General features: G+C 68.2%; 28 protein-coding genes. 10 read left to right on the top strand and 18 right to left on the bottom strand.

The features are described 5' to 3' along the window. Positions 1–32: 32 nt before the first annotated feature. Positions 33–1,088: a ferredoxin--NADP reductase gene (locus FB390_RS09785; protein ID WP_141808674.1), complete on the top strand. Its 1,056-nt coding sequence runs from the start codon at positions 33–35 to the stop codon at positions 1,086–1,088. Positions 1,089–1,095: 7 nt separating this feature from the next. Here FB390_RS09785 and FB390_RS09780 read toward each other — a convergent pair whose 3' ends face one another. The 3 genes from FB390_RS09780 to FB390_RS09770 form a co-directional block, all read right to left on the bottom strand. Continuing rightward, on the bottom strand, positions 1,096–1,839 hold the full coding sequence (locus FB390_RS09780; RefSeq protein ID WP_141808673.1) for a DNA alkylation repair protein: 744 nt from the start codon (positions 1,837–1,839) through the stop codon (positions 1,096–1,098). A 95-nt stretch (positions 1,840–1,934) separates the two neighbouring features. Further along, on the bottom strand, positions 1,935–2,699 hold the full coding sequence (locus FB390_RS09775; RefSeq protein ID WP_141808672.1) for a glutamate racemase: 765 nt from the start codon (positions 2,697–2,699) through the stop codon (positions 1,935–1,937). A 42-nt stretch (positions 2,700–2,741) separates the two neighbouring features. Beyond that, entirely contained in the window at positions 2,742–3,938 is a 1,197-nt protein-coding gene (locus tag FB390_RS09770) for an NAD(P)/FAD-dependent oxidoreductase (protein WP_141808671.1), read from the bottom strand. Positions 3,939–4,126: 188 nt separating this feature from the next. Here FB390_RS09770 and FB390_RS09765 point away from each other — a divergent pair, with 188 nt between their 5' ends. From FB390_RS09765 to FB390_RS09750, 4 genes are all read left to right on the top strand, one after another. Beyond that, on the top strand, positions 4,127–4,498 hold the full coding sequence (locus FB390_RS09765) for an SPW repeat domain-containing protein (protein ID WP_141808670.1): 372 nt from the start codon (positions 4,127–4,129) through the stop codon (positions 4,496–4,498). 73 nt (positions 4,499–4,571) lie between these two features. Beyond that, complete coding sequence (locus FB390_RS09760) at positions 4,572–5,228, top strand: TetR/AcrR family transcriptional regulator (protein WP_246124267.1); 657 nt, start codon at positions 4,572–4,574, stop codon at positions 5,226–5,228. Between the two features lie 38 nt (positions 5,229–5,266). Then, positions 5,267–5,485 (top strand): hypothetical protein, encoded by a 219-nt coding sequence (locus tag FB390_RS09755; RefSeq protein ID WP_141808669.1) that lies wholly within the window; start codon positions 5,267–5,269, stop codon positions 5,483–5,485. Then, positions 5,472–5,882: a type II toxin-antitoxin system VapC family toxin gene (locus FB390_RS09750; protein WP_141808668.1), complete on the top strand. Its 411-nt coding sequence runs from the start codon at positions 5,472–5,474 to the stop codon at positions 5,880–5,882. Before FB390_RS09755 ends, FB390_RS09750 begins: the two co-directional genes overlap by 14 nt. Before the next feature lie 42 nt (positions 5,883–5,924). Here the strand turns inward: FB390_RS09750 and FB390_RS09745 are convergent, their stop codons facing one another. The 11 genes from FB390_RS09745 to hppD all read right to left on the bottom strand — a co-directional run bounded on the left by FB390_RS09745 (position 5,925) and on the right by hppD (position 17,273). Next, the gene (locus tag FB390_RS09745; RefSeq protein WP_141808667.1) at positions 5,925–6,740 is read right to left on the bottom strand and encodes an alpha/beta fold hydrolase; all 816 of its coding nucleotides are present in this window, start codon (positions 6,738–6,740) and stop codon (positions 5,925–5,927) included. A gap of 101 nt (positions 6,741–6,841) precedes the next feature. After that, positions 6,842–7,090: a hypothetical protein gene (locus FB390_RS09740; RefSeq protein ID WP_185756985.1), complete on the bottom strand. Its 249-nt coding sequence runs from the start codon at positions 7,088–7,090 to the stop codon at positions 6,842–6,844. 133 nt (positions 7,091–7,223) lie between these two features. Further along, positions 7,224–9,314: an elongation factor G gene (gene fusA / locus FB390_RS09735; RefSeq protein ID WP_141808666.1), complete on the bottom strand. Its 2,091-nt coding sequence runs from the start codon at positions 9,312–9,314 to the stop codon at positions 7,224–7,226. A gap of 353 nt (positions 9,315–9,667) precedes the next feature. Continuing rightward, on the bottom strand, positions 9,668–10,150 hold the full coding sequence (locus FB390_RS09730; protein WP_141808665.1) for a hypothetical protein: 483 nt from the start codon (positions 10,148–10,150) through the stop codon (positions 9,668–9,670). 114 nt (positions 10,151–10,264) lie between these two features. Further along, positions 10,265–11,455, bottom strand: coding sequence for an elongation factor Tu (gene tuf / locus FB390_RS09725; protein ID WP_068052449.1), 1,191 nt, complete (start codon positions 11,453–11,455; stop codon positions 10,265–10,267). 134 nt (positions 11,456–11,589) lie between these two features. Beyond that, the gene (gene fusA, locus FB390_RS09720; RefSeq protein ID WP_141808664.1) at positions 11,590–13,692 is read right to left on the bottom strand and encodes an elongation factor G; all 2,103 of its coding nucleotides are present in this window, start codon (positions 13,690–13,692) and stop codon (positions 11,590–11,592) included. A gap of 150 nt (positions 13,693–13,842) precedes the next feature. After that, complete coding sequence (gene rpsG, locus FB390_RS09715) at positions 13,843–14,313, bottom strand: 30S ribosomal protein S7 (RefSeq protein ID WP_011211611.1); 471 nt, start codon at positions 14,311–14,313, stop codon at positions 13,843–13,845. A 1-nt stretch (position 14,314) separates the two neighbouring features. Then, the gene (gene rpsL / locus FB390_RS09710; protein WP_014353064.1) at positions 14,315–14,689 is read right to left on the bottom strand and encodes a 30S ribosomal protein S12; all 375 of its coding nucleotides are present in this window, start codon (positions 14,687–14,689) and stop codon (positions 14,315–14,317) included. 273 nt (positions 14,690–14,962) lie between these two features. Then, positions 14,963–15,517 (bottom strand): DUF3558 domain-containing protein, encoded by a 555-nt coding sequence (locus FB390_RS09705; RefSeq protein WP_141808663.1) that lies wholly within the window; start codon positions 15,515–15,517, stop codon positions 14,963–14,965. Between the two features lie 10 nt (positions 15,518–15,527). Beyond that, entirely contained in the window at positions 15,528–16,055 is a 528-nt protein-coding gene (locus FB390_RS09700) for a DUF3558 domain-containing protein (protein WP_141808662.1), read from the bottom strand. Positions 16,056–16,094: 39 nt separating this feature from the next. Continuing rightward, positions 16,095–17,273: a 4-hydroxyphenylpyruvate dioxygenase gene (gene hppD, locus FB390_RS09695; RefSeq protein ID WP_141808661.1), complete on the bottom strand. Its 1,179-nt coding sequence runs from the start codon at positions 17,271–17,273 to the stop codon at positions 16,095–16,097. A 161-nt stretch (positions 17,274–17,434) separates the two neighbouring features. On the opposite strand from hppD, the gene FB390_RS09690 reads away from it, so the two are divergent. Then, complete coding sequence (locus FB390_RS09690; RefSeq protein WP_141808660.1) at positions 17,435–17,959, top strand: Lrp/AsnC family transcriptional regulator; 525 nt, start codon at positions 17,435–17,437, stop codon at positions 17,957–17,959. A 1-nt stretch (position 17,960) separates the two neighbouring features. Here the strand turns inward: FB390_RS09690 and FB390_RS09685 are convergent, their stop codons facing one another. Continuing rightward, complete coding sequence (locus tag FB390_RS09685) at positions 17,961–19,073, bottom strand: winged helix DNA-binding domain-containing protein (protein WP_141808659.1); 1,113 nt, start codon at positions 19,071–19,073, stop codon at positions 17,961–17,963. A 15-nt stretch (positions 19,074–19,088) separates the two neighbouring features. Beyond that, complete coding sequence (locus tag FB390_RS09680) at positions 19,089–20,063, bottom strand: NADPH:quinone oxidoreductase family protein (protein WP_141808658.1); 975 nt, start codon at positions 20,061–20,063, stop codon at positions 19,089–19,091. Positions 20,064–20,173: 110 nt separating this feature from the next. Here FB390_RS09680 and FB390_RS09675 point away from each other — a divergent pair, with 110 nt between their 5' ends. The 3 genes from FB390_RS09675 (at position 20,174) to FB390_RS09665 (ending at position 22,605) form a co-directional block, all read left to right on the top strand. Beyond that, entirely contained in the window at positions 20,174–20,500 is a 327-nt protein-coding gene (locus FB390_RS09675; RefSeq protein ID WP_141808657.1) for a type VII secretion target, read from the top strand. After that, positions 20,497–21,639 (top strand): transglycosylase SLT domain-containing protein, encoded by a 1,143-nt coding sequence (locus FB390_RS09670; RefSeq protein ID WP_141808656.1) that lies wholly within the window; start codon positions 20,497–20,499, stop codon positions 21,637–21,639. The genes FB390_RS09675 and FB390_RS09670 overlap by 4 nt, the downstream gene beginning before the upstream one ends. A 192-nt stretch (positions 21,640–21,831) precedes the next feature. Next, positions 21,832–22,605: an acyl-[acyl-carrier-protein] thioesterase gene (locus tag FB390_RS09665; protein WP_185756984.1), complete on the top strand. Its 774-nt coding sequence runs from the start codon at positions 21,832–21,834 to the stop codon at positions 22,603–22,605. A 137-nt stretch (positions 22,606–22,742) separates the two neighbouring features. Here the strand turns inward: FB390_RS09665 and FB390_RS09660 are convergent, their stop codons facing one another. Further along, positions 22,743–24,413, bottom strand: coding sequence for an FAD-dependent oxidoreductase (locus FB390_RS09660; protein WP_141808655.1), 1,671 nt, complete (start codon positions 24,411–24,413; stop codon positions 22,743–22,745). 190 nt (positions 24,414–24,603) lie between these two features. On the opposite strand from FB390_RS09660, the gene FB390_RS09655 reads away from it, so the two are divergent. Next, entirely contained in the window at positions 24,604–25,095 is a 492-nt protein-coding gene (locus tag FB390_RS09655; protein ID WP_141808654.1) for a SixA phosphatase family protein, read from the top strand. 27 nt (positions 25,096–25,122) lie between these two features. On the opposite strand, the gene FB390_RS09650 is transcribed toward FB390_RS09655, so the two are convergent. Then, complete coding sequence (locus FB390_RS09650; RefSeq protein ID WP_067784009.1) at positions 25,123–25,326, bottom strand: hypothetical protein; 204 nt, start codon at positions 25,324–25,326, stop codon at positions 25,123–25,125. Between the last annotated feature and the right edge of the window lie 75 nt (positions 25,327–25,401).

Raw genomic sequence — 25,401 nt, 5'->3', positions numbered from 1 at the left:
GTCGCCGGCGGTGCCGGATTCGAGAGGACGTCATGACAACCGTCGAAGTTCCCCACGGCTCGCGCTCGGTCGTGCTGCGGGTTGCCGCGGTCATCGCCGAGACGGCCGACACCAACTCGCTGGTCTTCGACGTCCCCGACGAGCTGCGCGAGAAGTTCGAGTACAAGCCGGGCCAGTTCCTCACGCTGCGCATCCCCAGCGACCTGACCGGCTCGGTGGCCCGCTGCTACTCGCTGGCCAGCTCGCCGCACACCGACGACCAGCCCAAGGTCACCGTGAAGCGCACCGAGGGCGGCTACGGCTCGAACTGGGTGTGCGACAACGTCAAAGCGGGCGATCAGCTCGAGGTGCTGCCGCCCTCCGGCGTCTTCACACCGAAGAACCTCGACGAGGACCTGCTGCTGTTCGGCGCGGGCAGCGGCATCACGCCGGTGATGTCCATCCTGAAGTCCGCGCTGGCCCGCGGCACCGGCAAGATCGTGCTCGTCTACGCCAACCGCGACGCGGACACCGTGATCTTCGCGCGCGAACTGCGCGAGCTCGTCGACAAGCACCCGCAGCGGCTCACCGTCATCCACTGGCTGGAGCCGCTGCTCGGCCTGCCGACCGCCGACACGCTCGCCACCCTCGTCGCGCCCTACACCGGCTACGAGGCGTTCATGTGCGGGCCGAAGCCGTTCATGGACCGGGTGCACGACGCGCTCGGCCGGCTCGGCGTTCCGCGGTCGCGCACGCACGCCGAGGTGTTCAATTCCCTTGCCGGAGACCCGTTCGCCGACCAGGCGCCGGTCGAGGTGAGCGACGAGGAGGCCGCCGACGCGGCGACCGTCGAGGTGGAACTCGACGGTGAGGTGCACGAGCTGAGCTGGCCGCGCAAGCAGACGCTGGTCGACATCATGCTCGCCAAGGGTCTCGACGTGCCCTACTCCTGCCAGGAGGGCGAATGCGGGTCCTGCGCCTGCACGGTGCTGGAGGGCAAGGTCGAGATGGCGAACGCCGAGATCCTCGATCCCGAGGACATCGAGAATGGCTACATCCTCGGCTGCCAGGCGCGGCCGGTCACGGATCGGTTGCGCATCCAGTTCTGAGGGCCGCTCAGCGCGCCGCGCGGTAGGCGGCTCGGTCGGCGGCCTCGAGGTGTTCGGTGGCGTAGCCGAGCGCGGTGCGGCCCATCCGTGGCGCGTGCTCGTCCAGGAAGCCGGTCAGCAGCGCCCGGTCGATGCGCTTGCCGACCTCGCGCAGCATCCAGCCGACCGCTTTCTGGATGAGGTCGCGGCGGTCGGTCAGCAGTTGTTCGCAGAGTTGGAAGGTCGTGCTCGGATCGCCCGCCTTGATGAAGGCGAAGGTGGTCAGCAGGGCGACGCGGCGCTGCCACAGCGAATCCGCGGCGGCCAGCTCGAAGAGCAGATCCCGCGGCCGGTCCAGCAACCACGGGCCGAGGACGTTCTCGGCGGACACGTCGACGAGGTCCCAGTTGTTCACCCGGCCGCGGCGCACGGCGTCCAGATACAGGTGCACCATCTTCTCCTGCCCCGCCACGTCGAGCGTGCGCGGCTTGGCCGCCTTGGCGAAGCGGGCGTTCAGGATGACGAGACCGGCCAGGCGCTCCTCGTGCACGGCGCTGCCGAGCAGGTCGTCGATCTCGGTGAGGTCGAGTGCGGCAAAGCGTTTGGCGACCGCGCGGGTCGTCGGGACACGCACACCGATGAACACGTCGCCCTCGCCGTACTCGCCGGGACCGGTCTTGAAGAAGCGCTGGAGATGGATCGCGTCGGCAGGGTCGGCGACCTCCGCGAGTGCTGACCGCACATCCGCGGCGGTCGGCGCTGTTTCGATCATCGACGGCTCCCATCCCTCGGCGCGGCGCGGGACGGGTCTCCCGCACCCGATCGATTCAACACCGCCGATCGGGTGGAACAGGCCAGCCGGACGCTTTACTCGGGCACAGCGCCGAGAATGCGTCCGGATTCGAACGCCGCGGCGCTGGCGGGCAGCGCGCCGGGTCGTCCGCTGTTCAGTACCCGAACGACACCGTTGCCGGTGGTCGGCCTGCCGAGCGCGTCCATCCGCCGAATGGTCTGCGCGGCAACGGCTTGCGCGCTGTCGAACAGGCGGACACCGACCGGCAGCGCCGCCACGATGGCGTCGATGACCAGCGGGTAGTGCGTGCAGCCGAGAACGACGCCCTCCACGTCGTCGGGCGTCTGCTCGGCGGCCCGGGTGATGGAATCGCGGGCCGCCACCAGATCGCCGCGATCGATGGCGTCGGCGAGGCCGTGACAGGCCACTCCCACCACCTTGGCGTCGCCGCCGAACTCCGCGATGAGGTCGGCCTGGTACTTGCTCGCGGTGGTCGCCGCGGTGGCCCACACCGCGACCGAGCGGCAGGCCGCGGCCGCCGGCTTGATGGCGGGCACGGTGCCGATCACCGGGACGCCGGGGCCGACGTCGGCGCGCACGTGTTCCAACGCGGTGACGCTGGCGGTATTGCAGGGCAGCACGATCACTTCGGCGCCCGACTCGACCGACGTGCGGGCCGCGCTCACCACGCGATCGACGGTCCACCGCTCCGGCTTGGGGCCCCACGGAGCGCCGTCCGGATCGAGTTGCAGCAGCAGGTCCACGTCCGGCCGTAGCTTGCGCAGCCAAGCGGCCGTGGGCAGCAAACCCAGCCCCGAGTCGATGAGCGCGACGATCACATCGACCACCGTATTACAGGCGCACCCCCCGGCCGAACCGTCTCAGGTGGACGCGAGCAGGTCGGCGACCGGCGCCGCCGCGGCGATCTTCGCGCGGGCCTTCATGACCTGGCCCGTCATCCCCGCCCCTACGACGCCGGTGAGGACGCCGTTCCTGGCGTAGTAGGCGAGGAACTTGCGGCCGTCGTCGGTGACGACGGTGACCTCGTCGGCGGCGCTCGGGGTGCCGAGGGCCTGGATCTTCACGTCGTACTGGTCGCTCCAGAAGTACGGCACCCGCGCCGCGGTGGGCGGCTCGGCGCCCAGCAGCGCGCAGGCCAGCAGTTTGGCTTGTTCGCCCGCATTGGTCCAGTGCTCGACCCGCTTGCGTTCGCCGGTCTCGTGCCGCCACGCGGCGACATCGCCGACGGCCCACACCCGGTCCGCGGAGGTCCGGCCGACCTCGTCGGCCAGCACGCCGCCACCCTCGGCGGGTTCGGCGAGCGCGATCCCGGAGTCGGTCAGCCATTCGGTCACCGGACGCGAGCCGACGCCGATCACGACCAAGTCCGCGAGCAGCTCGGTGCCGTCGGACAACAACGCGCCACGCACCCGGCCCGCGTCGTCGGCGAGGAAGGTGTCCAGTCCGGTGCGGCAGCGCAGGTCGACGCCCTCGGCGCGGTGCATGCGCGCGACCAGCTCGCCGACCCGCTCGCCGAGCACGGAGGCCAGCGGCGTCGGTTGCGGTTCGATCAGCGTCACCTCGACGCCGCCCGCGCGGAAGCTGGCCGCGAGCTCGCAGCCGATGAAGCCCGCGCCGACCACGAGAGCCCTTGTGGCGCCGCGCAATTCGTCGCGGAGCGCGGCCGCGTCCGCGTGCCCGCGCAGCACGTGCACGCCCGACAGCTCGGGCAGGCCGGGCAGGCGGCGCGGACGCAGGCCCGTCGCGATGACGAGCTGGTCGTAGTCGACGGCGCTGCCGTCGGCCAGGGTGACCCGCCGCGCCGCGGTGTCCACGGCGGTCGCCGTCACGTTCAGGCGCAACTCGATCCGCTTCTCCTCGAAGAATTCCGCGGGGCGCAGCGTGGTGTCGTCGGTCTCGCCACGGACGAATTGCTTGGACAGCGGTGGGCGGTCGTAGGGCAACCGCGGCTCGTCGCCGATCAGGACCAGCTCGCCGGTGTATCCGGCGCGGCGCAGTTCCTCGGCGGTGCGCAGCCCGGCGAGTCCGGCCCCCACGATCACGATCGGCGCGGTCATGCGGCAATCCCTTCATCCGTCGGCACGATCCTCACCCTAGCGTCTGCTTGGTCAAGTTCGGATGTGTCGGCGGTCACTCCCGTGGGGTCGGCTATCGCCGCGCAATCGTGTCCGTACCGATATTGATCGGGCGGTCAATCAGGACTATACCGAGGTCAGGACATATTTCCAGCCCTAGGAGGCACACCATGTTCACCGAGAGTCGCGCGCAGGACCTGCTTGCCGTCATACTCGGCGCCTTCACCGCGTTGTCCCCCATCTGGGTGGACACGAACGACAGGGCCATGTGGACGATGATCGTCCTCGGCGTGCTGATCGCCCTCACCGGCTTGGCGCAGATGGCCCGGCCCGCCATGGCGATGGCCGACTACGCGATGGCGCTGTTCGGCGCACTGCTGTTCCTCGCCCCATGGGTGATGGACTACACCGAGTACCGCGGTGCGTCCTGGACCTCGTGGATCGTCGGCGTGGTCACCGTAGTCGTCGCGGTCGCGGCGCTGCCCGCGGTCACGGCGCGCATGCACCGGACGACGAGCGGAGGAATGGCCCCGCACCTCTGATGCGTGACGTGCGAATCCTGAACCGTGCACCCGTCTTCGGCCGGACGGCAGCGAGGACGCACCACTGATGCAGATGCCCAAACCCGGTCGCCACATGGTCCGGCGACCGGACGACCCCACCCGGACCGGGCGCCGCCGCAGCGCGAAGATCGACGGCGACGCCCGCCAGCTCATCCTGGACGCCGCCGAAAGGCTCTTCGCCGCACAGGGATTCGACGCCACCGCGACGGCGGCCATCGCCGCGGGAGCGGGCGTGCCCAAAGGCCTCGTCTTCTACTACTTTCCGACCAAGGACTCGATCCTGTCCGCGCTCATGGCCGAGCGCATGCCCACGCAGCCGATCGACGACATCGGCGCCGTCGTCGCCCCCGGCGACCCGGCCGCCAGCCTGGTCAACCTCGACGCCGCGCTGAACCTGCGCGACCACCATTCCTCGGTGCTGCGGGTGATCATGTGGCGCGAGGCCGACACCCATCCCGACGTGCGCCGCCAACTCCGCCACCTGCGCGACCAGCTCCTCGACGTAACCGTCCGAGTCCTCCAGGCCAGCGCGACCGCGCCCGTCCGCCCCGGCACCTTGCGCGCCTGCGCCGCCGCCTGGGTCTCGGCCATGTTCGCCATCGCCAGCACCGACCGCCTGCACGCCCTCGACGGCATCACCCTGCCCACCACCGACGAAATCCTCAACGTCGCCCAGGTCGTCGCCGCGGGCATGACCCAACTCGGCTGACGCCGGTCGGCGCGCGGTGGCTGCCGTAGCATGGAATCGTGACCGCCGCGCGCGACTATTCCGAACTCCACGCGCTCATCGACCAGCTGAATCCCAGCCAGGCCGACGAGGTGCGCCGCCACGTGCTGCGACTGGTCCACCCCCGTTCCGAGCGGTTCTCGGTCCTACGAACATTCGACGGTCCGTCCACAGACCTTGGTGCGCGCGCCAAGGATGTACTGCGCGACGAGATCGGCGAATCAGATGCTGATCGTTGACACCGGGCCACTTGTCGCATATCTCAACCGCCACGACACCGACCACGAACGCTGCGCCGAGCTCTTCACCGGACGAACGGACGAGTTGCTGCTGACGCCGTATGTCGTCACCGAGGCCTGCTACCTGGTCTGCAAGTACGTCGGCGCGGCGGCCGAGATCAATCTCGTCGAAGCGGTTGCGGCGGGCGACCTGACGCAGGTCGACATCACCGAGGCCGACCTGCGCCGGATGGCCGAATTGATGACGCAGTACCGGGGGTTTCCGCTCGGCGTGGCGGACGCCTCGGTCATCGCCGTCGCCGAGCGCCTCGAAGCGGTCGAGGTCGCCACGTTGGACCACCGCCACTTTCACGCCGTGACACCGAGGCATACTCCGGGCTTCAAGCTCCTGCCCTGAGGTAAGCGCGGAATCGACGTTGCCCGGTTCGGCTGAATCGCGCTAATCCTCGTGTTCCGTCAGGAATTCGATCACGTCGGGGGCGAAGCGCGGGTGTTTGACGGTGCCCATGTGGGAGGCCCCGGGGTAGATGTGGAGGCGGGAGTCGGGGATGCCGTCGGCGGTGCGGCGGAAGGTGGCGGTGGAGTAGAACTCGTCGCGTTCGCCGCCGATGACGAGGGTCGGGGCGGTGATGTCGCCGAGGCGGTCGGAGACGTCGAAGGCGTCCTCGGCGCGGACGAAGGCGAGGGTGTCGGACGGGTTCGCCGGGCGCATGAACGGATCGAGCAGCCACATGGCGCCCTTGGTGAGGCGGTCGGTGAAGGTGGTGGGCGCAGGCATCATGTGGTGCAGCGCCCTGCGGCCCTCGGCGGCCGCTTCGGCATAGTTCAGCTGCGCGGTGCGCGCCGCGTCCTCCAGGCGATAGCCCGAGGCGCCGATGACGAGCCTCCGGACGACCTCGGGATGGTCGGCGGCCAGCTGGAGCGCGAGCGACCCACCGGAGGAAATACCGAGAACGTCCACGGGCGTATCGAATTCGGCGCGCAGCGCGTCGGCGTGCTGGGCGGCGATCTCGGACATCGTGGTCCCTTCGGCCATGCCGGGCGCCCGGTTCACCGCGTACACGCGAAAGTGCCTCGCCAGCGGCGCGAGGGTCTTGATCTCGGACTCGCGCATCCATCCGGTCGGGTTGGCGTGGTTGGGAGTGAACCACCGCAGGAACACCAGCGGACGGCCGGAACCCAAGGCGAGGTAGGGCATTCCGTGCTCGAGCGCACCCTCGACGATATCGAGATCGGTGTGTGCGGACCTGCTCATGCTTCCCTCCGTTGGCGGCGACGGCTCGACGTGTCGACCGTATCGGCAGCCTCCGACAGATCCGCGCAGGTGCGGCTTCGCGTCGCCGGGTTCCGAGCGGGTCAGGACGACCGCGGCATCGCGTGGCGCGCTCGCCCGAAGAGCAGATACAGCTCGCGCAGCGCCCCTTCCGGATCGCTCCACATGTGCGCACAGGACGGGCAGACCCAGTTCGGGTCGTCGTCGGTGACCACGCAGCCGCCGAGCCGGAGCAGCCCGGCGGCCGCGAGAACGCGCGCGTGCGTCGCGGGTAGGCCGTAGAGGATGGGGATCCCGTGACGTCCACACTCGGTGCATCGGCCGTTGCTCATCGGTTACCGCGTCCTCTCCTTCGCCCGTACCGGGTCGGCAGTCGATGCATCGCGCGAACCGAATACTTCGTTGCGACACGCCCTTACGACACGCAAACGGCGCCGTCCCGTACGGAACGGCGCCGTCCACAGATCACCGGCCCGCGATGATCGCGTTCGCGAGCGCGGCGGGCACCTCGGCGTAGGAATCCAGCACCATGGCGTAATTCGCCCGGCCCTGAGTCCGCGACCGCAGGTCACCGATGTAGCCGAACATCTCCGTCAGCGGAGTCAGCGCCCGCACCACCCGTGCGCCCCGGCGCTGCGCGACGCCCTGGACCCGGCCGCGTCGCGCGTTCAGATCACCGATGACCTCGCCGAGATACTCCTCCGGGGTGACGACCTCGACCGCCATGACCGGCTCGAGCAGCGCGGGCCTGGCACGCGCCAGCGCCTCCCGCACCGCCTGCGCGGCCGCGGTGCGGAACGCCATCTCGGACGAATCCTGCACGTGCGCGGCGCCGTCGAGCAGCACCACACGCACGCCGAACACCGGATACCCGGCCAGCACACCGCTGCGCAGCGCGTCCTGCGCACCGGCGTCCACCGCGGGCAGGTACTCCTTCGGCACCCGGCCGCCGGTCACCCGGCTCTCGAATTCGTAGCTCGCGCCGTCGTCGGCCGCGAAGGGTTCCACCGCGAGTACCACCTTCGCGAACTGGCCGCGTCCACCCACCTGTTTGCGATGGGTGTACTCGAACCGGTCCACCGCGACGGTGACGGTCTCGCGGTAGGCCACCCGCGGCGCGCCGATGTTCGCCGCGACCCCGAATTCGCGCCGCATGCGGTCGAGCAGGATTTCCAGGTGCAGCTCGCCCATGCCGCCGATGACGGTCTGCCCGGTCTCGGCATCGACGCGCACCGAGAACGTCGGATCCTCGTCAGCCAAGCGCTGGATCGCCTCGCTCAGCTTCTCCTGATCGGACCTCGTCCGCGGCTCGATCGAGACCTGGAGCACCGGGTCGGGGAACGTCATCGACTCCAGCACGATCTGGTCGTGCGGGTCGCACAGGGTGTCGCCGGTCGCGGTGTCCTTCAGCCCGATCACCGCGCAGATGTCACCGGCCGACGCCGCCGCGATCGGACGCTCGATGTTCGAGTGCATCTGGAACAGCTTGCCCAGCCGCTCCTTTCCTCCCTTCGTCGAATTCAGCACGGCGGCACCGGTTTCGACGCGGCCCGAGTACACCCGCAGGTAGGTGAGCTTGCCGAAGTACGGGTGCGCCGCGACCTTGAACGCCAGCGCCGCGAACGGCGCGTCCACCCGAGGCTCGCGGTGCACGAGCGCGTCCTCGTCGCCCGGCAGGTGACCGTCGACGCCGCCGCCGTCCAGGGGCGAGGGCAGGTAGTCGACGATCGCGTCGAGCATCGGCTGCACTCCCTTGTTCTCGAGCGCCGACCCGCACAGCACCGGATAAAGCGTCGAGCCGACCGTGCACCGCCGGATGGCGGCCTTGATCTGCGCGTTGGTCGGCACGCCCGCGAGATACTGTTCGAGCAGTTCCTCGTCGGCGTCGGCGAGGGTTTCGAGCAGTCGCTCGCGCTCGTGCTCGGCGCGCTCGCGCAGCTCGGCCGGGATGCCGGTGACGGTGTAGCGCGCACCGAGATCCGTATCCTCCTGCCACACGACGGCTTTCCACTCGACCAAGTCGACCACGCCCGTGAAGGCGTCCTCCGCGCCGATCGGCAGCTGCACGACGAGCGGCTTCGCGCCGAGACGCTCCGCGATGGTGCGCACGGTGAAATCGAAATCCGCACCGAGCTTGTCCATCTTGTTCACGAAGCAGATCCGCGGCACGTCGTACTTGTCGGCCTGCCGCCACACCTGCTCGGACTGCGGCTCGACACCCTCTTTGGCGTCGAAAACCGCTACGGCGCCGTCGAGTACGCGCAGCGAACGCTCCACCTCGACGGTGAAGTCGACGTGGCCGGGCGTGTCGAGGATGTTGATGCGGTGCTGTTTCCAGAAACAGGTCGTGGCCGCCGCGGCGATCGTGATGCCGTGCTCCTGCTCCTGCACCATGCGGTCCATCGCCGCGTTGCCGTCGTGCACCTCACCGATCTTGTGAGTCACGCCGGTATAGAACAGGATTCGTTCGGTAGTGGTGGTCTTGCCGGCATCGATGTGCGCCATGATGCCGATATTGCGTACCCGGCCGAGGTCGGCCTGCGTCCCGCGAGTCATGGGATCCCCCAACTGGTTCCGTCGAAAATGTCGACGCTCGCCTAGTTGGTGCGCTCCGGTGAACGGCACGAGCATCGTGTCGCGCGACGCCGACCGGCGCCGAAGACACGCCGCCGATCTACCCCCGCGCTCGCGGACCCGAAGTAACCATGCCCCATATCTACCGCCCCACCCACCCCACCGTCCACCGAATTACTCCCCAGGCAGGCGATCAGTCGATCAGCGGACCTCGATTACCTTCTCACCCGCCTCGATCATCTGCTCCCAACCGGAGCAGGATTCGCTTGTCCCGAGCCGGATTTCGTATTCGACGCCGACGGCAGGTGGTGCGGCACGGTCGCCGCGCTTGGGGCTCACAGGTCGGGCTCGCCGGGCTCGGGCGGTTCGACCGGGCCGAAATCGCCCTCTGGTTCGGCGCTGACCAACGCCAGCAGGGCCGGGTCGGCGTAGACCTCGGCGGTGTGCCGCCATTGGGCAAGAAGGGTTGCCAAGGGCGCGAGGTTTTCGAGCGCGGCCGCACCCTGCGCGACGGCGACGAGTTCGACGAGGAACTGGTCGACGTCGTCAGCTGGTAGGAACGTCACCCACGGCACCGCGTCGGGCAGGACGTCGCGCAGCGCATCGGCACCGAGACGTCTGGTCAGCCCAGCCAGCAAACGTGCGGTGAAATCGACGACCGTGCCCTCGGCATCGAGCTGTGCGACGCGCATGAGCGCCAGATCGTCGGCGTCTCGTCGCCGAAGTCGAAGCGCGCGAACCTGATCCAACAGCCCGGCGGTGACCGCGGGCTTGTGTAGCAGATCGCTGAAGGGGACCACATCGTAGGCGGCGCTCATGACATCCACATCACCTCGGATGTCATCTGGAACCGAGAATTACTCCCCCGGAAAACGCCGAACGGCGCCGCTCCTTGCGGAGCGGCGCCGTTGGGAGATCGGTGATTCAGGGAATCACTTGATGATCTTGGTGACGCGGCCGGCGCCGACGGTGCGGCCACCCTCGCGGATCGCGAAGCGCAGGCCCTCTTCCATGGCGACCGGCTGGATGAGCTTGACGCTCATCTCGGTGTTGTCGCCCGGCATGACCATCTCGGTGCCCTCGGGGAGGGTCACGACGCCGGTCACGTCGGTGGTGCGGAAGTAGAACTGCGGGCGGTAGTTGTTGAAGAACGGGGTGTGGCGGCCGCCCTCGTCCTTCGACAGGATGTACGCCTGGCCCTCGAAATCGGTGTGCGGGGTGGTGGTGCCCGGCTTCACGATGACCTGGCCGCGCTCGACATCCTCGCGCTTGATACCACGAACCAGCAGACCGACGTTGTCGCCGGCCTGGCCCTGGTCGAGCAGCTTGCGGAACATCTCGATACCGGTGACCGTGGTCTTGGTCTTCTCCGGACGGATGCCGACGATCTCGACTTCCTCGTTCACGTTGATCACGCCACGCTCGACGCGACCGGTGACGACGGTGCCACGACCGGTGATGGTGAACACGTCCTCGACCGGCATCAGGAACGGCTTGTCGGTCTCACGGACCGGGTCCGGGATCGACTCGTCGACGGCGGCCATCAGGTCCAGCACGGACTGGGTCCACTTCGGGTCGCCCTCGAGCGCCTTCAGACCGGAGACACGCACGACCGGCGCGTCCTCGTCGAACTCCTGGGCGGCCAGCAGCTCGCGGACCTCCATCTCGACGAGCTCGAGGATCTCCTCGTCGTCGACCATGTCCGACTTGTTCAGCGCGACCAGGATGTAGGGCACGCCGACCTGACGGGCGAGCAGCACGTGCTCACGGGTCTGCGGCATCGGGCCGTCGGTGGCGGCGACCACGAGGATGGCGCCGTCCATCTGGGCCGCACCGGTGATCATGTTCTTGATGTAGTCGGCGTGACCCGGGGCGTCGACGTGAGCGTAGTGGCGCTTCTCGGTCTGGTACTCGACGTGCGAGATGTTGATCGTGATGCCACGCGCCTTCTCTTCCGGCGCCTTGTCGATCTGGTCGAACGCGAAGGCCGCGTTCAGATCGGGGTACTTGTCAGCCAGCACCTTGGTGATCGCCGCGGTCAGCGTGGTCTTGCCGTGGTCGACGTGACCGATGGTGCCGATGTTGACGTGGGGCTTCGTCCGCTCGAACTTCGCCTTCGCCACTTTGGGTCCTCCTGGACTGTGTTGGTTCCTGCAGTTGCAGCAGTGCGGGGGTCATCCCCGCGAGTGCGGGAATTCGGGGTCTTGCTGACTCCCGGTGAGTTCCGGGGCAAGTGTGCCACTTGCCCCGGAGGGGACTACTCGCCGGTCGCCTTGGCGATGATCTCCTTCGACACGTTGGCCGGAACCTCCGCGTACGAATCGAACACCATGGAGTAGTTCGCCCGGCCCTGGGTCTTCGACCGCAGGTCACCGATGTAACCGAACATCTCCGAGAGCGGAACCAGCGCCTTGACGACACGGGCACCACTGCGTTCCTCCATGGCCTGGATCTGGCCACGGCGGGAGTTCAGGTCGCCGATCACGTCGCCCATGTAATCCTCGGGCGTGGTGACCTCGACAGCCATCATCGGCTCGAGGATCACCGGACCGGCCTTACGGGCCGCTTCCTTCAGGGCCTGCGCGCCAGCGATCTTGAATGCCATTTCCGACGAGTCGACGTCGTGGTAGGCACCGTCGAGCAGGGTGACCTTCAGGTTGACCAGCGGGTAGCCAGCGAGCACACCGTACTGCATGGCGTCCTGGGCACCGGCGTCGACCGACGGGATGTACTCCCTCGGCACGCGGCCACCGGTGACCTTGTTCTCGAACTCGTAGTGCGCGCCGTCCTCGCCGACGAACGGCTCGAGGGCGATGATCACCTTCGCGAACTGACCGGAACCACCGGTCTGCTTCTTGTGGGTGAATTCGAGCTTCTCGACCGTCTTGGTGATGGTCTCGCGGTAGGCCACCTGCGGCTTACCGACGTTCGCCTCGACCTTGAACTCGCGCTTCATGCGGTCCACCAGGATGTCGAGGTGGAGCTCGCCCATACCGCCGATGACGGTCTGGCCGGTCTCGGCGTCCAGCTTGACCGAGAAGGTCGGGTCCTCTTCCGAGAGACGCTGGATCGCGGTGCCCAGCTTCTCCTGGTCGGACTTGGTCTTCGGCTCGATGGAGACCTCGATGACCGGGTCCGGGAAGGTCATGGACTCCAGCACGATCTGGTTCTGCGGATCGCACAGGGTGTCACCGGTGGTGGTGTCCTTGAGGCCGATGACCGCGTAGATGTGACCAGCGGAGGCCGCGCCGACCGGGTTCTCCTTGTTGGAGTGCATCTGGAAGAGCTTGCCCAGACGCTCCTTCTTGCCCTTGGTCGAGTTGATGACCTGGGCGCCGGAGTCGACCTTGCCGGAGTACACGCGGACGTAGGTCAGCTTGCCGAAGAAGGGGTGCACCGCGATCTTGAACGCGAGGGCCGCGAACGGCTCGTCGGCGCTCGGCTTGCGGGTCAGCAGCTCCTCTTCCTTGCCGGGCACGTGGCCGGTGGTGGCCTCCACGTCCAGCGGCGAGGGCAGGTAGTCGATGACCGCGTCGAGCATGGGCTGCACGCCCTTGTTCTTGAACGCGGAACCACAGAGCACCGGGTAGAGCTCGGAGTTCACCGTCAGCTTGCGGATGGCGCCCTTGATCTCCTCGACCGTGAGCTCCTCGCCGCCGAAGAACTTCTCCAGCAGCGCCTCGTCCGACTCGGCGACGGTCTCGAGCAGCTCCTGGCGGTACTGCTCGGCCTGCTCCTTCAGCTCGGCCGGGATCTCGGTGACCTCGTACTGCTCGCCGAGCTTGGTCTCACCGCGCCACACCTTGGCGTTGTTCTCGACCAGGTCGACGATGCCCTCGAAGGTGTCCTCCGCGCCGATCGGCAGCTGGATGACCAGGGGCTTGGCGCCGAGGCGCTCCTTGATGGTGCGCACGGTGAAGTAGAAGTCCGCACCGAGCTTGTCCATCTTGTTGACGAAGCAGATCCGCGGCACGTCGTACTTGTCGGCCTGACGCCACACCTGCTCGGACTGCGGCTCGACGCCTTCCTTGCCGTCGAACACCGCGACGGCGCCGTCGAGCACGCGCAGCGAACGCTCCACCTCGACGGTGAAGTCGACGTGCCCGGGGGTGTCGATGATGTTGATCTGGTTGTCTTTCCAGAAACACGTGGTAGCCGCGGAGGTGATGGTGATACCACGCTCCTGCTCCTGCTCCATCCAGTCCATGGTGGCCGCGCCATCGTGGACCTCACCGATCTTGTAGGTGATGCCGGTGTAGAAGAGGATGCGTTCGGTAGTGGTGGTCTTACCGGCATCGATGTGCGCCATGATGCCGATGTTTCGGACCTTGTTCAGGTCGGTGAGCACGTCCTGTGCCACGGAAATCTTCCCCGCTCGTAGCTAGTTGGGATCTTCGGGTTCCAGACCCTGTCGGGTCATCACTATGTCAACGCCGGGAGGGGCACCGAAGTGCCGCCTCGCGACTGTGAGCCTTCCGGCGCCGACACGGAGCGACGGGCCGGCCGACAATCACCAGCGGTAGTGCGCGAACGCCCGGTTCGACTCGGCCATCTTGTGGGTGTCCTCGCGACGCTTCACCGAAGCGCCCAGGCCGTTGCTAGCGTCGAGCAGCTCGTTGGCCAGACGCTCGACCATGGTCTTCTCACGACGGGCGCGGGCGAAGTTGACCAGCCAGCGCAGCGCCAGGGTGTTGGCACGGCCGGGACGAACCTCGACCGGAACCTGGTAGGTGGCGCCACCGACGCGGCGGGGCTTCACCTCCAGCGACGGCTTGACGTTGTCCAGCGCGCGCTTGAGGGTGACGACCGGGTCGGTGCCGGTCTTCTCGCGCGCCTGCTCGAGCGCGCCGTACACGATGCGCTCGGCGGTGGACTTCTTGCCGTCCAGCAGGATCTTGTTGACCAGCTGGGTGACCAGCGGCGACCCGTAGACCGGGTCGTTGATCAACGGACGCTTGGGAGCGGGGCCCTTGCGCGGCATATCAGCTCTTCTCCTTCTTGGCGCCGTAGCGGCTGCGGGCCTGCTTGCGGTTCTTCACACCCTGGGTGTCCAGCGAGCCACGGATGATCTTGTAGCGGACACCGGGGAGGTCCTTCACACGACCGCCACGGACGAGCACCATCGAGTGCTCCTGGAGGTTGTGGCCCTCGCCGGGGATGTAAGCCGTGACCTCGACCGCGCTGGTCAGGCGAACACGCGCGACCTTACGCAGCGCGGAGTTCGGCTTCTTCGGGGTCGTGGTGTACACGCGGGTGCACACGCCACGACGCTGCGGGCTCCCCTTGAGGGCCGCGGTCTTGGTCTTGGCGACCTTGTCACGGCGACCCTTGCGGACCAGCTGGTTGATGGTTGGCATAGACCGGCTTTCCTTGTTGTCTAACGCGGTGTCTGGAACTTATGTCTTGTATTCATCGAGTCTTCACTCGCACGTCCAACCACGTTTCTCGCGTCCCGAGGTCGGGCGTGTCGTGCGTGAGACAGGACCCTGATTCCGGGCACGCCGGGGAGGTCGGCCGCTTTCGCTGGCCTACGTCGAACGCACGAACTTGCCCGCATGCTTCCGGGCACAGCGATCCACGATACTCGCGAGCTTCGCGAAGGGTCAAAGCGGGGTCCGGCGCGGTGTGGTCTACCTGGCCAGATTCAGCGTCAGCTCCACCAGTTGCTTGGCCGCACCGCACGGATCGGGATGCGTCGAGCCCGCTCGGTAGTTGATCCACCAGCCGACCACGCCGCTGTCGGCCGCGCTCGCGCTGACACCGCAGGAATCGGGGTCGCCGGGACGGCGGGTCTGCAGCGCGCGACTGCTCTGCACGGTGGTGTTCTCGGAGATGTAGCCGAGCTTGTCGTTGGTCGCCTTCTCGTTGTTCAGCGAGCCGATCTCGTACCAGTTGAGGGTGACCATGGCCCGGCCGCCTGGCGCGTCCTCGACGTCCCACATGCACACCGCGCCGTTGAACGAGCCCTGGACGAACCGTGCGTCGCCGACCGCCTTACCGATCTTGGTCGGCTCCACCACCTCGCATTCGCGTAGCAGCTTGTCGAAGTTCGTGTTGATCTGCTGACTGCCGCCCGCCGGAAACGCCTCGCCCTCGATGGTCCTGCCGCAGCCCGTCATCGTGAGGGCCAGCGCGGCCGCCGTCGCGGCGAGCACCACGTCGCGCGTCTTCGGATGTGCACTCATGCCCGTCCCCTCACTTCAGCCGCTGCACGGTGAGCTCGGCCAGCTTGCGCGTCTTCTCGCACGGATTACCGGCGGCCGCGAACGCCCCGTACGACATCGACCATTCGAAGAAGTCGTCGTCGAGTTGCACGGCGAGATCGCAGACGGTGCCGCTGGGATCCAGCGCCTGGAATCCCGGCCTGCCGCCCACCTCGATCTTGTCCGGCTCGCGGCCGACGCTCGCCACCCACGCCTTCTCCCGGTCGATCGGGCTGCCGCGGTAGGACGCGAAGGTGACGCTGGGCGAGGACAATCCGGCGGACTGGTAGTTGCAGCCGACCGAGTTCTTGAACACCGTCGAGAGCTGGCCGAGCCCGGCCAGCTCACGGACCTCGTCGTCGGTGACGTGCCCGCATTCGCCGACGAACGGACCGAGCGTCGCGACCTTGGGCGGCGGGCGCAGCGGGGTGTTCGAGGACCCGGAATCGTCGTCCGAGCCGCACGCCGACAGCGTCAATGTCAGGGCGAGACAAGTGATGAGCGCCGACGCGATCCGCATGATTCGAACTCTACTTGTTCGGCGGGCGCGACCTCCGGGTCAAAGATTCCCGCGGGCGGCCTGCTCGCGTTCGATCGCCTGGAACAGGGCCTTGAAGTTGCCCTTGCCGAAGCCGAGGGAGCCGTGGCGCTCGATCAGTTCGAAGAAGACGGTGGGGCGATCGGCCAAGGGCCTGGTGAAGATCTGGAGGAGGTAGCCGTCCTCGTCGCGGTCGACCAGGATGCCGCGGCGCTGCAATTCGGCGACCGGCACGCGCACCCGTCCGATGCGGGCGCGAAGTTCCGGGTCCTCGTAGTAGGTGTCGGGGGTCTCGAGGAATTCGACGCCCGCCCGGCGCAGGTTGTCGACGCAGGTCAGGATGTCGCTGGTGGCCAGTGCGATGTGCTGGACGCCCGGCCCCCGGTAGAAGTCCAGGTACTCGTCGATCTGGGAGCGCTTCTTGCCGACGGCGGGCTCGTTGAGCGGGAACTTCACCCGGTGGTTTCCGTTCGCCACGACCTTGCTCATCAGCGCCGAGTACTCGGTGGCGATGTCGTCGCCGACGAACTCGGCCATGTTCGTGAAACCCATGACGCGCCGGTAGAACTCGACCCAGCGATCCATCATGCCGAGTTCCACGTTGCCGACGACGTGGTCGATCGCCTGGAACAGCCGGGTCGGTGCGCCCGCGTGCGGCTGGTAGCCGGAGCGACGCGCCACATAGCCCGGTCGATACGGACCGTAATAGTTGGAACGGTCGACGAGGGTGTGCCTGGTGTCCCCGTAGGTGGCCAGCGCCGCGGTGCGGATGGTGCCGTTCTCGTCGGTCTCGTCGTGCGGTTCGACGAGGACGGTCGCGCCGTGCGTGCGGGCCCACTCGATGCAGCGGTCCACGTCGGGCACCTCGAGCGCGATGTCGACGATGCCGTCGCCGTGCCGCTGGTGATGGGCGATCAGCGGGCTGTCCGGATGCACCGCCCCGGTGACGACGAACCGCGCCGCGCCGCTGCGCAGCACGAACGCCTTGTGGTCGCGGTTGCCGGTCTCGGGTCCGGAGTACGCCTCCAGCCGCATCCCGAACGCCGATTGCAGGAAGTGCGCGGTCTGTGTCGCGTTGCCGACCACCCAGACCAGGGCGTCCCAGCCGATGACGGGAAAGGGGTCGACGCTGTCGTCGTGGTCGACGAGTCCGACGAGCCCGCGCAGCTCGCCGTCGGTCGGCAGGTGCTCGATGGTCATGGATCAAGGAAATCTCCGCCGCCGAGCGGTAGGCAACCGCTCGGAATTTCTGTAGACACAGTGGCGGATTCGGCTAGCAGACCCTGCGGAATGCTGGACAATTTGAATAGTACGAATCGGTGAGCCACGCTGCCCCGCCCGCGCCCCCACAGGAGGTCGCCATGTCACGCACCCCGGCGAAGCTGGACGAACTCGACCTCGCCATCCTGACCGCGATGCACGAGCACCAGAAGGCCGGAATCCTGGAGCTGTCCCGGCGCACCCGGGTGGCGCGGGCCACGGTGCAGTCGCGCATCGGGCGGATGGAGGAGGCGGGCGTGATCGCCTCCTACGACCCGCAGATCGACGTCACCGCAGCGGGTTTCGACGTGCAGGCCTTCGTCACGCTGGAGATCGCCCAGGGCGCGCTCGACACGGTCGCCGCCGAACTCGACGCCATCCCCGGCGTGCTGGAGGCGTACGCGACGACCGGATCGGGTGATGTGCTGTGCCGCATCGGCGCCGACTCGCACGCCGGGCTGCAATCGGTGCTGCTCAGCATCGACCGGACCAGTTCGGTGGACCGATCGCACAGCGTCATCGTGCTGTCGACGGTGGTGCCGCGCCGGACGCTGCCGCTGCTGCGCACGCTGACGCCGACCGGAAGCAGCAAGGCCCCCGCCTACCGCGACTCCCACGAGCGCTGACTTACGGCCGCAGATCCGCGCCGACCTCGAGAATCTCCACGCTCGGCCGTTTGTCGTCCTCCAGGAAGGCAAGCAGCGCAAGCGCTTCCGCCTCGACCTCGGTTCGCTCGGCGGCCGACCACGCGCGGCTCGGGCTGACCCGCAACCGCGCGACCCCGGACTGCGGGAAGATCTTGTACACACCCGCGACGAAACCGTCGATCAGCACCGGAGACACCGCGGCCGCATAGGCGCGCAGGGTCGGTGGCGCGCCGTTCGGCACGATCCGGCTCCGATCCTGGTGCGAGAGAACGGCATTGTCGTACCAGCCGAGCAGCCGGACCGGCGCGGGCAGATCCGGGTCGGCCAGTTCGCAGTCGGCGAGGTCGTAGAGGGTGCGGCCGCGCTTGTCGGTGTAGGTGCGCAGCCGGTCGCCGAGCGCATCGACGGCCTTCTTCAACCCGGTCAGCTTGGACCAAGCCTGCATGTCCATGGTCGTCGCGGGACCGAACGCGCGCAGATACCGGACCAGCAGTTCCGCGAGCGGGTAGCCGGGATCGAGCGGCGCGCCCAGCCACGGCTCCACCCGCGACCACACCGGACGGCTGCTGTCCTTCCACTTGCCGCGCGGCGGCGTCTGCAAGACCGGCAGCTGATACAGCCAGGTCTGCACCACCGCGCCGGGATCGCGGTCCGGATAGAACTCGGCGGCGCGGGCCCGCAGCTCGGCGGCGGGCATCGGCTCGTCGCCGAGCGCCTCCTCGCCGCGGGCTCGCACCTCGTCCGGATCCAAGCCGACCATCGCGCCGTAGTTGAAACCCTTGCGGAACGGGACCTTCTCCAACTCCGGCTGGATGTGCGGCGCGATGCGCAGCGCGTCGGGCGGCGTCACCAGGTGAATGGTGCCGCGCATCAAAGTGATTCGGACCAGCGAACGGTCCTCCAGCCCCGCCGAGACCACCTCGGGATCGAAATCCGCGAGGCGGCTCCACAATCCGACGAACGGCGGCGGCACATCCTGGGCCTGCAAACCGACCAGGTGATCGCACATCTGCGCCACCGTCAGCGACGATCGCTCCAGCAGGTGCTGGCGCTGCAACAAGGTCCGGTTCAATACCCGGTGGGAAAGCGTCATGGCGCGAAGCGGCGATCAGCGCAGAGTGACGACGACCTTGCCGGTGGCGGTGCGGTTGTCCAGCGAGGCTACGGCTTCGGCGGCGCGTTCCAGCGGGTAGAGCACCGGCTGCGGCGGCGCGATCTTGCCGGAGGCCAGCAGCGGCTCCACCTCGGCCCACTGTTCGGCCAGGTAGCCCGGGTGCGTCATGACCCATTCGCCCCACGCCGCGCCGGTCACCTCGACGTTCTTGAGCAGCAGGCGGTTCACCTTCACCGTCGGGATCTCACCCGCGGTGAAGCCGACGACCAGCAGCCGACCGGCCGAGGCCAGCGAACGGATGCTGTCGGTGAAGCGGTCGCCGCCCACCGGGTCGAGCACGATGTCGACGCCGCGACCGCCGGTCAGCTCCTTCACCGCGGCGAGCCAGCCGTCGGTGAGTACCACGTCGGTGGCGCCGTTGGCCTTGGCCACCTCGGCCTTCTCCGGCGTGCTCACCACCGCGATCACCCGGCCCGCGCCGAGCGCCGCGGCCATGCGCAGCGTCGAGGTGCCGATGCCGCCCGCCGCGCCGTGCACGAGCACGGTCTCGCCTTCGGCCAGCCTGCCGCGGTTGCGCAGGCAGAAGTGCACCGTCAGATCGTTGAACAGGATGCCCGCGCCCGCTTCCAGGGAGATGTTGTCCGGCAGCTTGAACACCATCTGCGCGGGCGCCACCGCGACCTCGGCCATGGCGTTGCCGAGCAGCGTCAGCGCGACCACCCGGTCACCGGCCCGCACGTGCGCGTCGGCGGGCGCTTCCCGCACCACGCCCGCGACCTCGCCGCCGACGACGAACGGCAGTTCCGGCTTCATCTGGTACAGCCCGCGCGTCATCAGCACATCGGGAAACGCGACGCCCGCGGCGTGCACGTCGATCACCACACCGCCCGGATACGAAGCGGGCTCGGGAATCTCGACGACCTCGACCGCTTCCGGTCCTTCCAGCTTGCTGACCTGGGCTGCGCGCATGTGCCGACCTCTCTGTCCGATTCGACGACATCGGTCGTCGTCGATGACACCGTGACCAACATAACGCTATGCTGGCCGCGACTTTCAGGTCGGGGAGAAGGGGGTTTCTCATGGTAGACGGAGCACAGCCCGCGGCACAGCTACAGGTGAATCCGCAAGCGCTACAGACGTTCGCGAACAATCTGGGCGCCGAAGCCGGGCTGATTCGCGGGCTCAACATAGGCAACGGGTTCAACCCCGCCGTCTCGGCCCTGCAAGGCACGCCCTTCGGCAACTCCGCGGGTCGCGCGACCGACCTGACCAACCAGTGCCTGCACCGCATCGCCGACCGGCTGGACAAGGTCGCCCAGAGCACCCGCACCGCGGCGGGCGCCTACGAGGTCGCCGAGGACGACTTCGCGGCCCGCCTCCGCACCATCGCACTCGAGCTGCCATGACGCTCACCATCGCGAACGTCTCCGCCTGGCAGCCCGACCAGGTCGGCACCGCGGGAGCGAACGCCCGCAAGCTCTCCGAGCAACTCGACGCGGCGGTGCGCAAGGGCTCCGACGACACCGCCAGGCTCGGCACCGACAAGGTGTGGTCCGGCGCGGCAGCCGACGCCGCCAACCAGCGGATGGACACCGAGAAGAGCCGCTCCGGCGCGGTGAGCGCCGCCCTGCTCGAACTCGCCACCGCCTTCGAGGCCGAGGTCGGCAACCTGAACGAAGCCAAGTCCAACGTGCTGCGGCTGCGCGATCAGGCGGCGAGCGCGGGCCCGGTCCCCGGCGCGGGCATGGGCCTGATCACCGGCTTCACGGTGAACGACAACGGAACCGTCGACGCCACCGCGCGCACCGACGAACTGCTCCGCGACCTCACCGGCCAGGCGGCCGACGACCTGCGCCTTCGCATCCGCGCCGACGCCGCGAACTGGGAAACCCAGATCACCACCGCGCTGCAGACCGCCGAGAACGTGGCCACCGAGGCGCAGCGCAAGGTCGACACCGCGATCACCAAACTCCAGTCGGCCTACGACGGCCTCGCCGACACCAACCTCGTCCCGCCACCGTCGACCACCACCGCCCCGGCCGCCACCGCCCCGCCCTCGACGCAAAGCCCGAGCAAGCCGAACTACGTGATGTCCGGCGGCAACAACAGCTACTCCGGCTCGTCGTCCGATTCGTCGTATTCGGGCAGTCCGTCGTCCTCGAGCGCACCGACCGGGCCGATGCCGACCGGCGACAAGGCGAAGTGGATCCAGGAAGCGATCCAGGCGCTGCGCGCCAAGGGGTACGACATCAGCGACAGCGACGCCGCGATCATCTCGATGATCATCGACAAGGAATCGGGCGGAAACCCGCACGCGATCAACCTCTGGGACAGCAACGCCGCGGCGGGCATCCCGTCGAAGGGCCTGATGCAGACCATCGACCCGACGTTCAACTCCTACAAGCTGCCCGGCCACGACGACATCTGGAACCCGGTCGACAACATCATCGCCGGAACGCGCTACGCCATCGAGCGCTACGGATCGCTCAGCAACGTTCCAGGTATCGCCGCGATGAGCCGGGGAGAGGGGTACGTCGGCTACTGATCACCGGCTGGTTCGCGGCTCGGACGATTCGCCGCGCCACCCGGCCGGAAGACGATTCCGGGTGCGGTGCACCGGTTCGCATACCAATGAGTACAGGCGGCTCGACGCGAGGGTGTGACGTACGCCCCGTAAAGTCGTCTCACAACAGCACCGCAAGAAGACGCGGCACAACGTGCAGCGCGAGGAGCACCAGTGTCACTCGATCAGCCACTCGCCCCGCTGAGCCAGGAGGGCATGGGCTATGCCTCGGCGTGGCCGGTACGGGCTGGCGATGTGGATCCGTACGACCGATTGAGGTTCGACGCCGTCGCCAGATACCTGCAGGATATCGCCTGGGAAGAGCTGCATCACACCTTCCTGCATCGGTCTGATCCGAGTTGGATCGTGCGCCGCACGGTCATCGACGTCATCCGCCCGATCGTCTGGCCGGACCAGGTGCATCTGCTGCGCTGGTGTTCGAGCATGTCGACCAGGTGGACGAACATGCGGGTGCGGATCACCAGCGACAACGGCGGGCTGATCGAGACAGAGGGCTTCTGGATCAACATCAACGAGTCGACCAACCGGCCGACCCGGATCAGCGACGAGGGCCTGTCCTACCTGGCGAGGACCGCGAGCGAGCACCGGCTGCGGTGGCGGCCGTATCTGACCGACTCGACTCCCCCGGAATCGGACACCGACCTACCGTTCCCGGTGCGGGCCACCGACATCGACCAGTACAACCACGTGAACAACGCCTGCTATTGGCAGGCCGTCGAGCAGTTCCTGGTGGACTATCCGAAGCTGGTCGCGGGTCCGCACCGCGCGGTGATCGAGTACGTCGCCCCGGTGCTCGCGCGCCAGCACATCAGCGTGCGCAGCCGCTACGAACCGGGCGACCGCAACGGAAGGCCGGTGCTGCGGCTGTGGTTCGTGGTCGGCGGGACGACCACGACCGTCGTGCGCATCATGCCGCTACCCGGCTGAGCGCGGATTCGAGAAACGCGGAAAAGCCGGTCGGGTCCACCAGAACCCGACCGGCGCTTCCGACCTGCCCGATGGGCGCAGTCGGACGAAGTCCGTCCTCGGCCCCGCGCATGGCCCGGAGCGGAGGCCGGGCACGCCTAACCGCGAGCGGCCTTGAGCAGGTCCTCGCGAGTGGTGAACTTGACCCGCGGACGGCCCGCGGCCTTGCCCGCCGCCTTCTCCGCCTGATCGATGGACTTCCAGCCCGCGCGGTCGACGAGGTCGGCTTGGCGCTGCGCGATCAGCGCCTTCAGCGCGCCTCGATCGCCCTGCGGTACAGCGAGTTTGCCCGCGATGAAGTCGGCGACGAGCTGCTCGACGGTCTCCTCGGAGTCGACGCGGTTCGAGCCGATGACCCCGCGCGGGCCGCGCTTGATCCAGCCGCTGACGTACACGCCGGGCAGCGGGACGCCGTCCTCGCCGAGCACCCGGCCGTGCTCGTTGGGCACCACGGCGCGGCGCTCGTCGAACGGCAGACCCGCGACCGGCTCACCGCGGTAGCCGATGGAGCGCAGCACCAGCGAGGCGTCCAGTCGATCGGTCTGGTCGGTCGCGCGGGCGACCAGCTGGCCGCCCTCCTCGACCAGTTCGTTGCGCACGAACTCGATGCCGTCGACGCGCTCGGCGCCGGTGACCGCGGTCGGTGAGGCCAAGTAGCGGAAGACGATCCGCTTGTTGGCGGGGTCGCGGCGGCCCGCGGCGTACTCCTTGGCCAGGGTGTACTTCAGCTGCAACGAGGGCTCGGCGTCCGGGTCGTCCAGCAGCGCGCTGCTGCTCGGGTCGAGCTCGAGTTCGGCCTCGTCGACGATCACGTCGACGCCCTTCAGGTGGGCGAGCGCGAGGAACTCCGGGGAGGTGTAGGCCGCTTGCAGCGGGCCGCGCCTGCCGAGCACGACGACCTCACGGATGTTGCTGCGGCGCAAGGCATCCAGCGCGTGGTCGGCGATGTCGGTCTTGGCGAGTTCGTCGGGGTCGACGGTGAGCACCCGCGCCACGTCCAGCGCGACGTTGCCGTTGCCGACGATCACGGCGCGCTCGCCGGACAGGTCGAACTGCCGGTCGGCGTAGTCGGGGTGGCCGTTGTACCAGGCGACGAACTCGGTGGCCGAGTGGCTGCCGGGCAGGTCCTCGCCGGGAATGTTCATGTGGCGATCGCTGGCCGCGCCGACCGCGTAGATCACCGCGTGGTGGTGCCCGAGCAGCTCCTCGTGCGAGATGTGCGTGCCCACCTCCACATTCAGGTAGTACTGCAGGGTCTCGCGGCGGAACGCGGACTCGAACATGCCCGAGACCGTCTTGGTTCCCGGGTGGTCGGGGGCGACGCCCGCGCGCACCAGACCCCACGGCGTCGGCAGCCGATCGAACATCTCGACCTCGGCATCGCAGCGGCGCAACAGTTCGTCGGCCGCGTAGCAGGCCGCCGGCCCGGCGCCGACGATGGCGACGCGTAGCGTGCCGAGTTCCTTGGGCGGCCGCTGCGGCGGCACGATCGGGTCGAAGTTGGATTCGAGCGGGTGCCGCTCGAAGTAGGCCGCGTTGATGTCGCGGAACCGCGCGAGCGAGGCAGGCAGATCGTCCTCGGCGTAGATGGCCTCGACCGGGCACGCGTCCACACAGGCGCCGCAGTCGATGCAGGTGTCCGGGTCGATGTAGAGCATTTCGGTCGTCGCGAACTCCGGCTGGTCCGGCGTGGGACGAATGCAGTCGACCGGGCACTCGGAGACGCAGCTGGCGTCGTTGCAACAACGCTGCGTGATTACGTAGGCCATATTGTGCAGATCCTCGAAAATGTACGTGGGCTGGTGCCACCCTGGGTTGCGGTGGGCCGCGGTGTCACAGCGAGCGGATAGCGATATGTGACGCCGCTTTCAGTGTGCCTCGAGAGTGGCGTACGCCTCTCTTCGGACTGCCTACGTGCCTATCACACCCCGGTCACAGGCGGAGGCTTACGGTATTGCCATGGTTCGGACTCTGATCCTGATGCGGCACGGCAAGTCCAGTTACCCGGACGGCGTCGGCGATCACGAGCGTCCGCTCGCGCCGCGCGGACAGCGGGAGGCCGGGCTGGCGGGCGACTGGCTGCGCGAGACCCAGCCGCCGATCGACGCGGTGCGCTGCTCGACCGCCGTCCGGACCCGCGAAACACTGGCCGCCACCGGCATCACCGCCCCGGTCGTCTACGAGCGCGGCATCTACGAGGCGTCGCCGCGGACCCTCATCGAACTGATCCAGCTCAGCGACGACGACGTCGAGACCCTGCTGCTGATCGGCCACGCGCCCGGAATGCCATGGACGGCATGGGAACTCGCGGCCAACCGCAATTCGAATCAAGCCGTCGAGCTGAGCAGGAAGTTCCCGACCTCGGCGCTGGCCGTGCTCGAATTCGACCGCCCGTGGGCCGACATCGACCCGGGCACCGGCGAACTCGTGCGCTTCCACATCCCCCGCTGAGCTATCCCGGCGCTGGGCTCCCGCCGGTCACTTCAGCAGTTTGCCGCCCACCACGACGCCGACGCCGAGCAGGATCAGTAGCAGGAACGCGACGAATCCGTTTGTCAGCCACCAGACGACGCCTAGCGCGACGACGAACGGCGCCACCGCGATCGCGGTGATCACGGGACTCTCCTTGACCGTGGCCCAGGCCGAGCGGGCCCGGATCCGGTCGATTTCCTTTCCAGGCATGCCACCAGGGTAAGCCCGTTTCGGCCCGCCGACTCGGTACCGCCGATATCGGCCGAGATGTCGGTGGGCGGTGGG

Origin of the sequence: Nocardia bhagyanarayanae, from assembly GCF_006716565.1 — a bacterium.
Classification (GTDB): Bacteria; Actinomycetota; Actinomycetes; order Mycobacteriales; family Mycobacteriaceae; genus Nocardia; species Nocardia bhagyanarayanae.
Note: the sequence above shows the minus strand (reverse complement) of the source record. Positions and strands in the feature narration are given on the sequence as shown.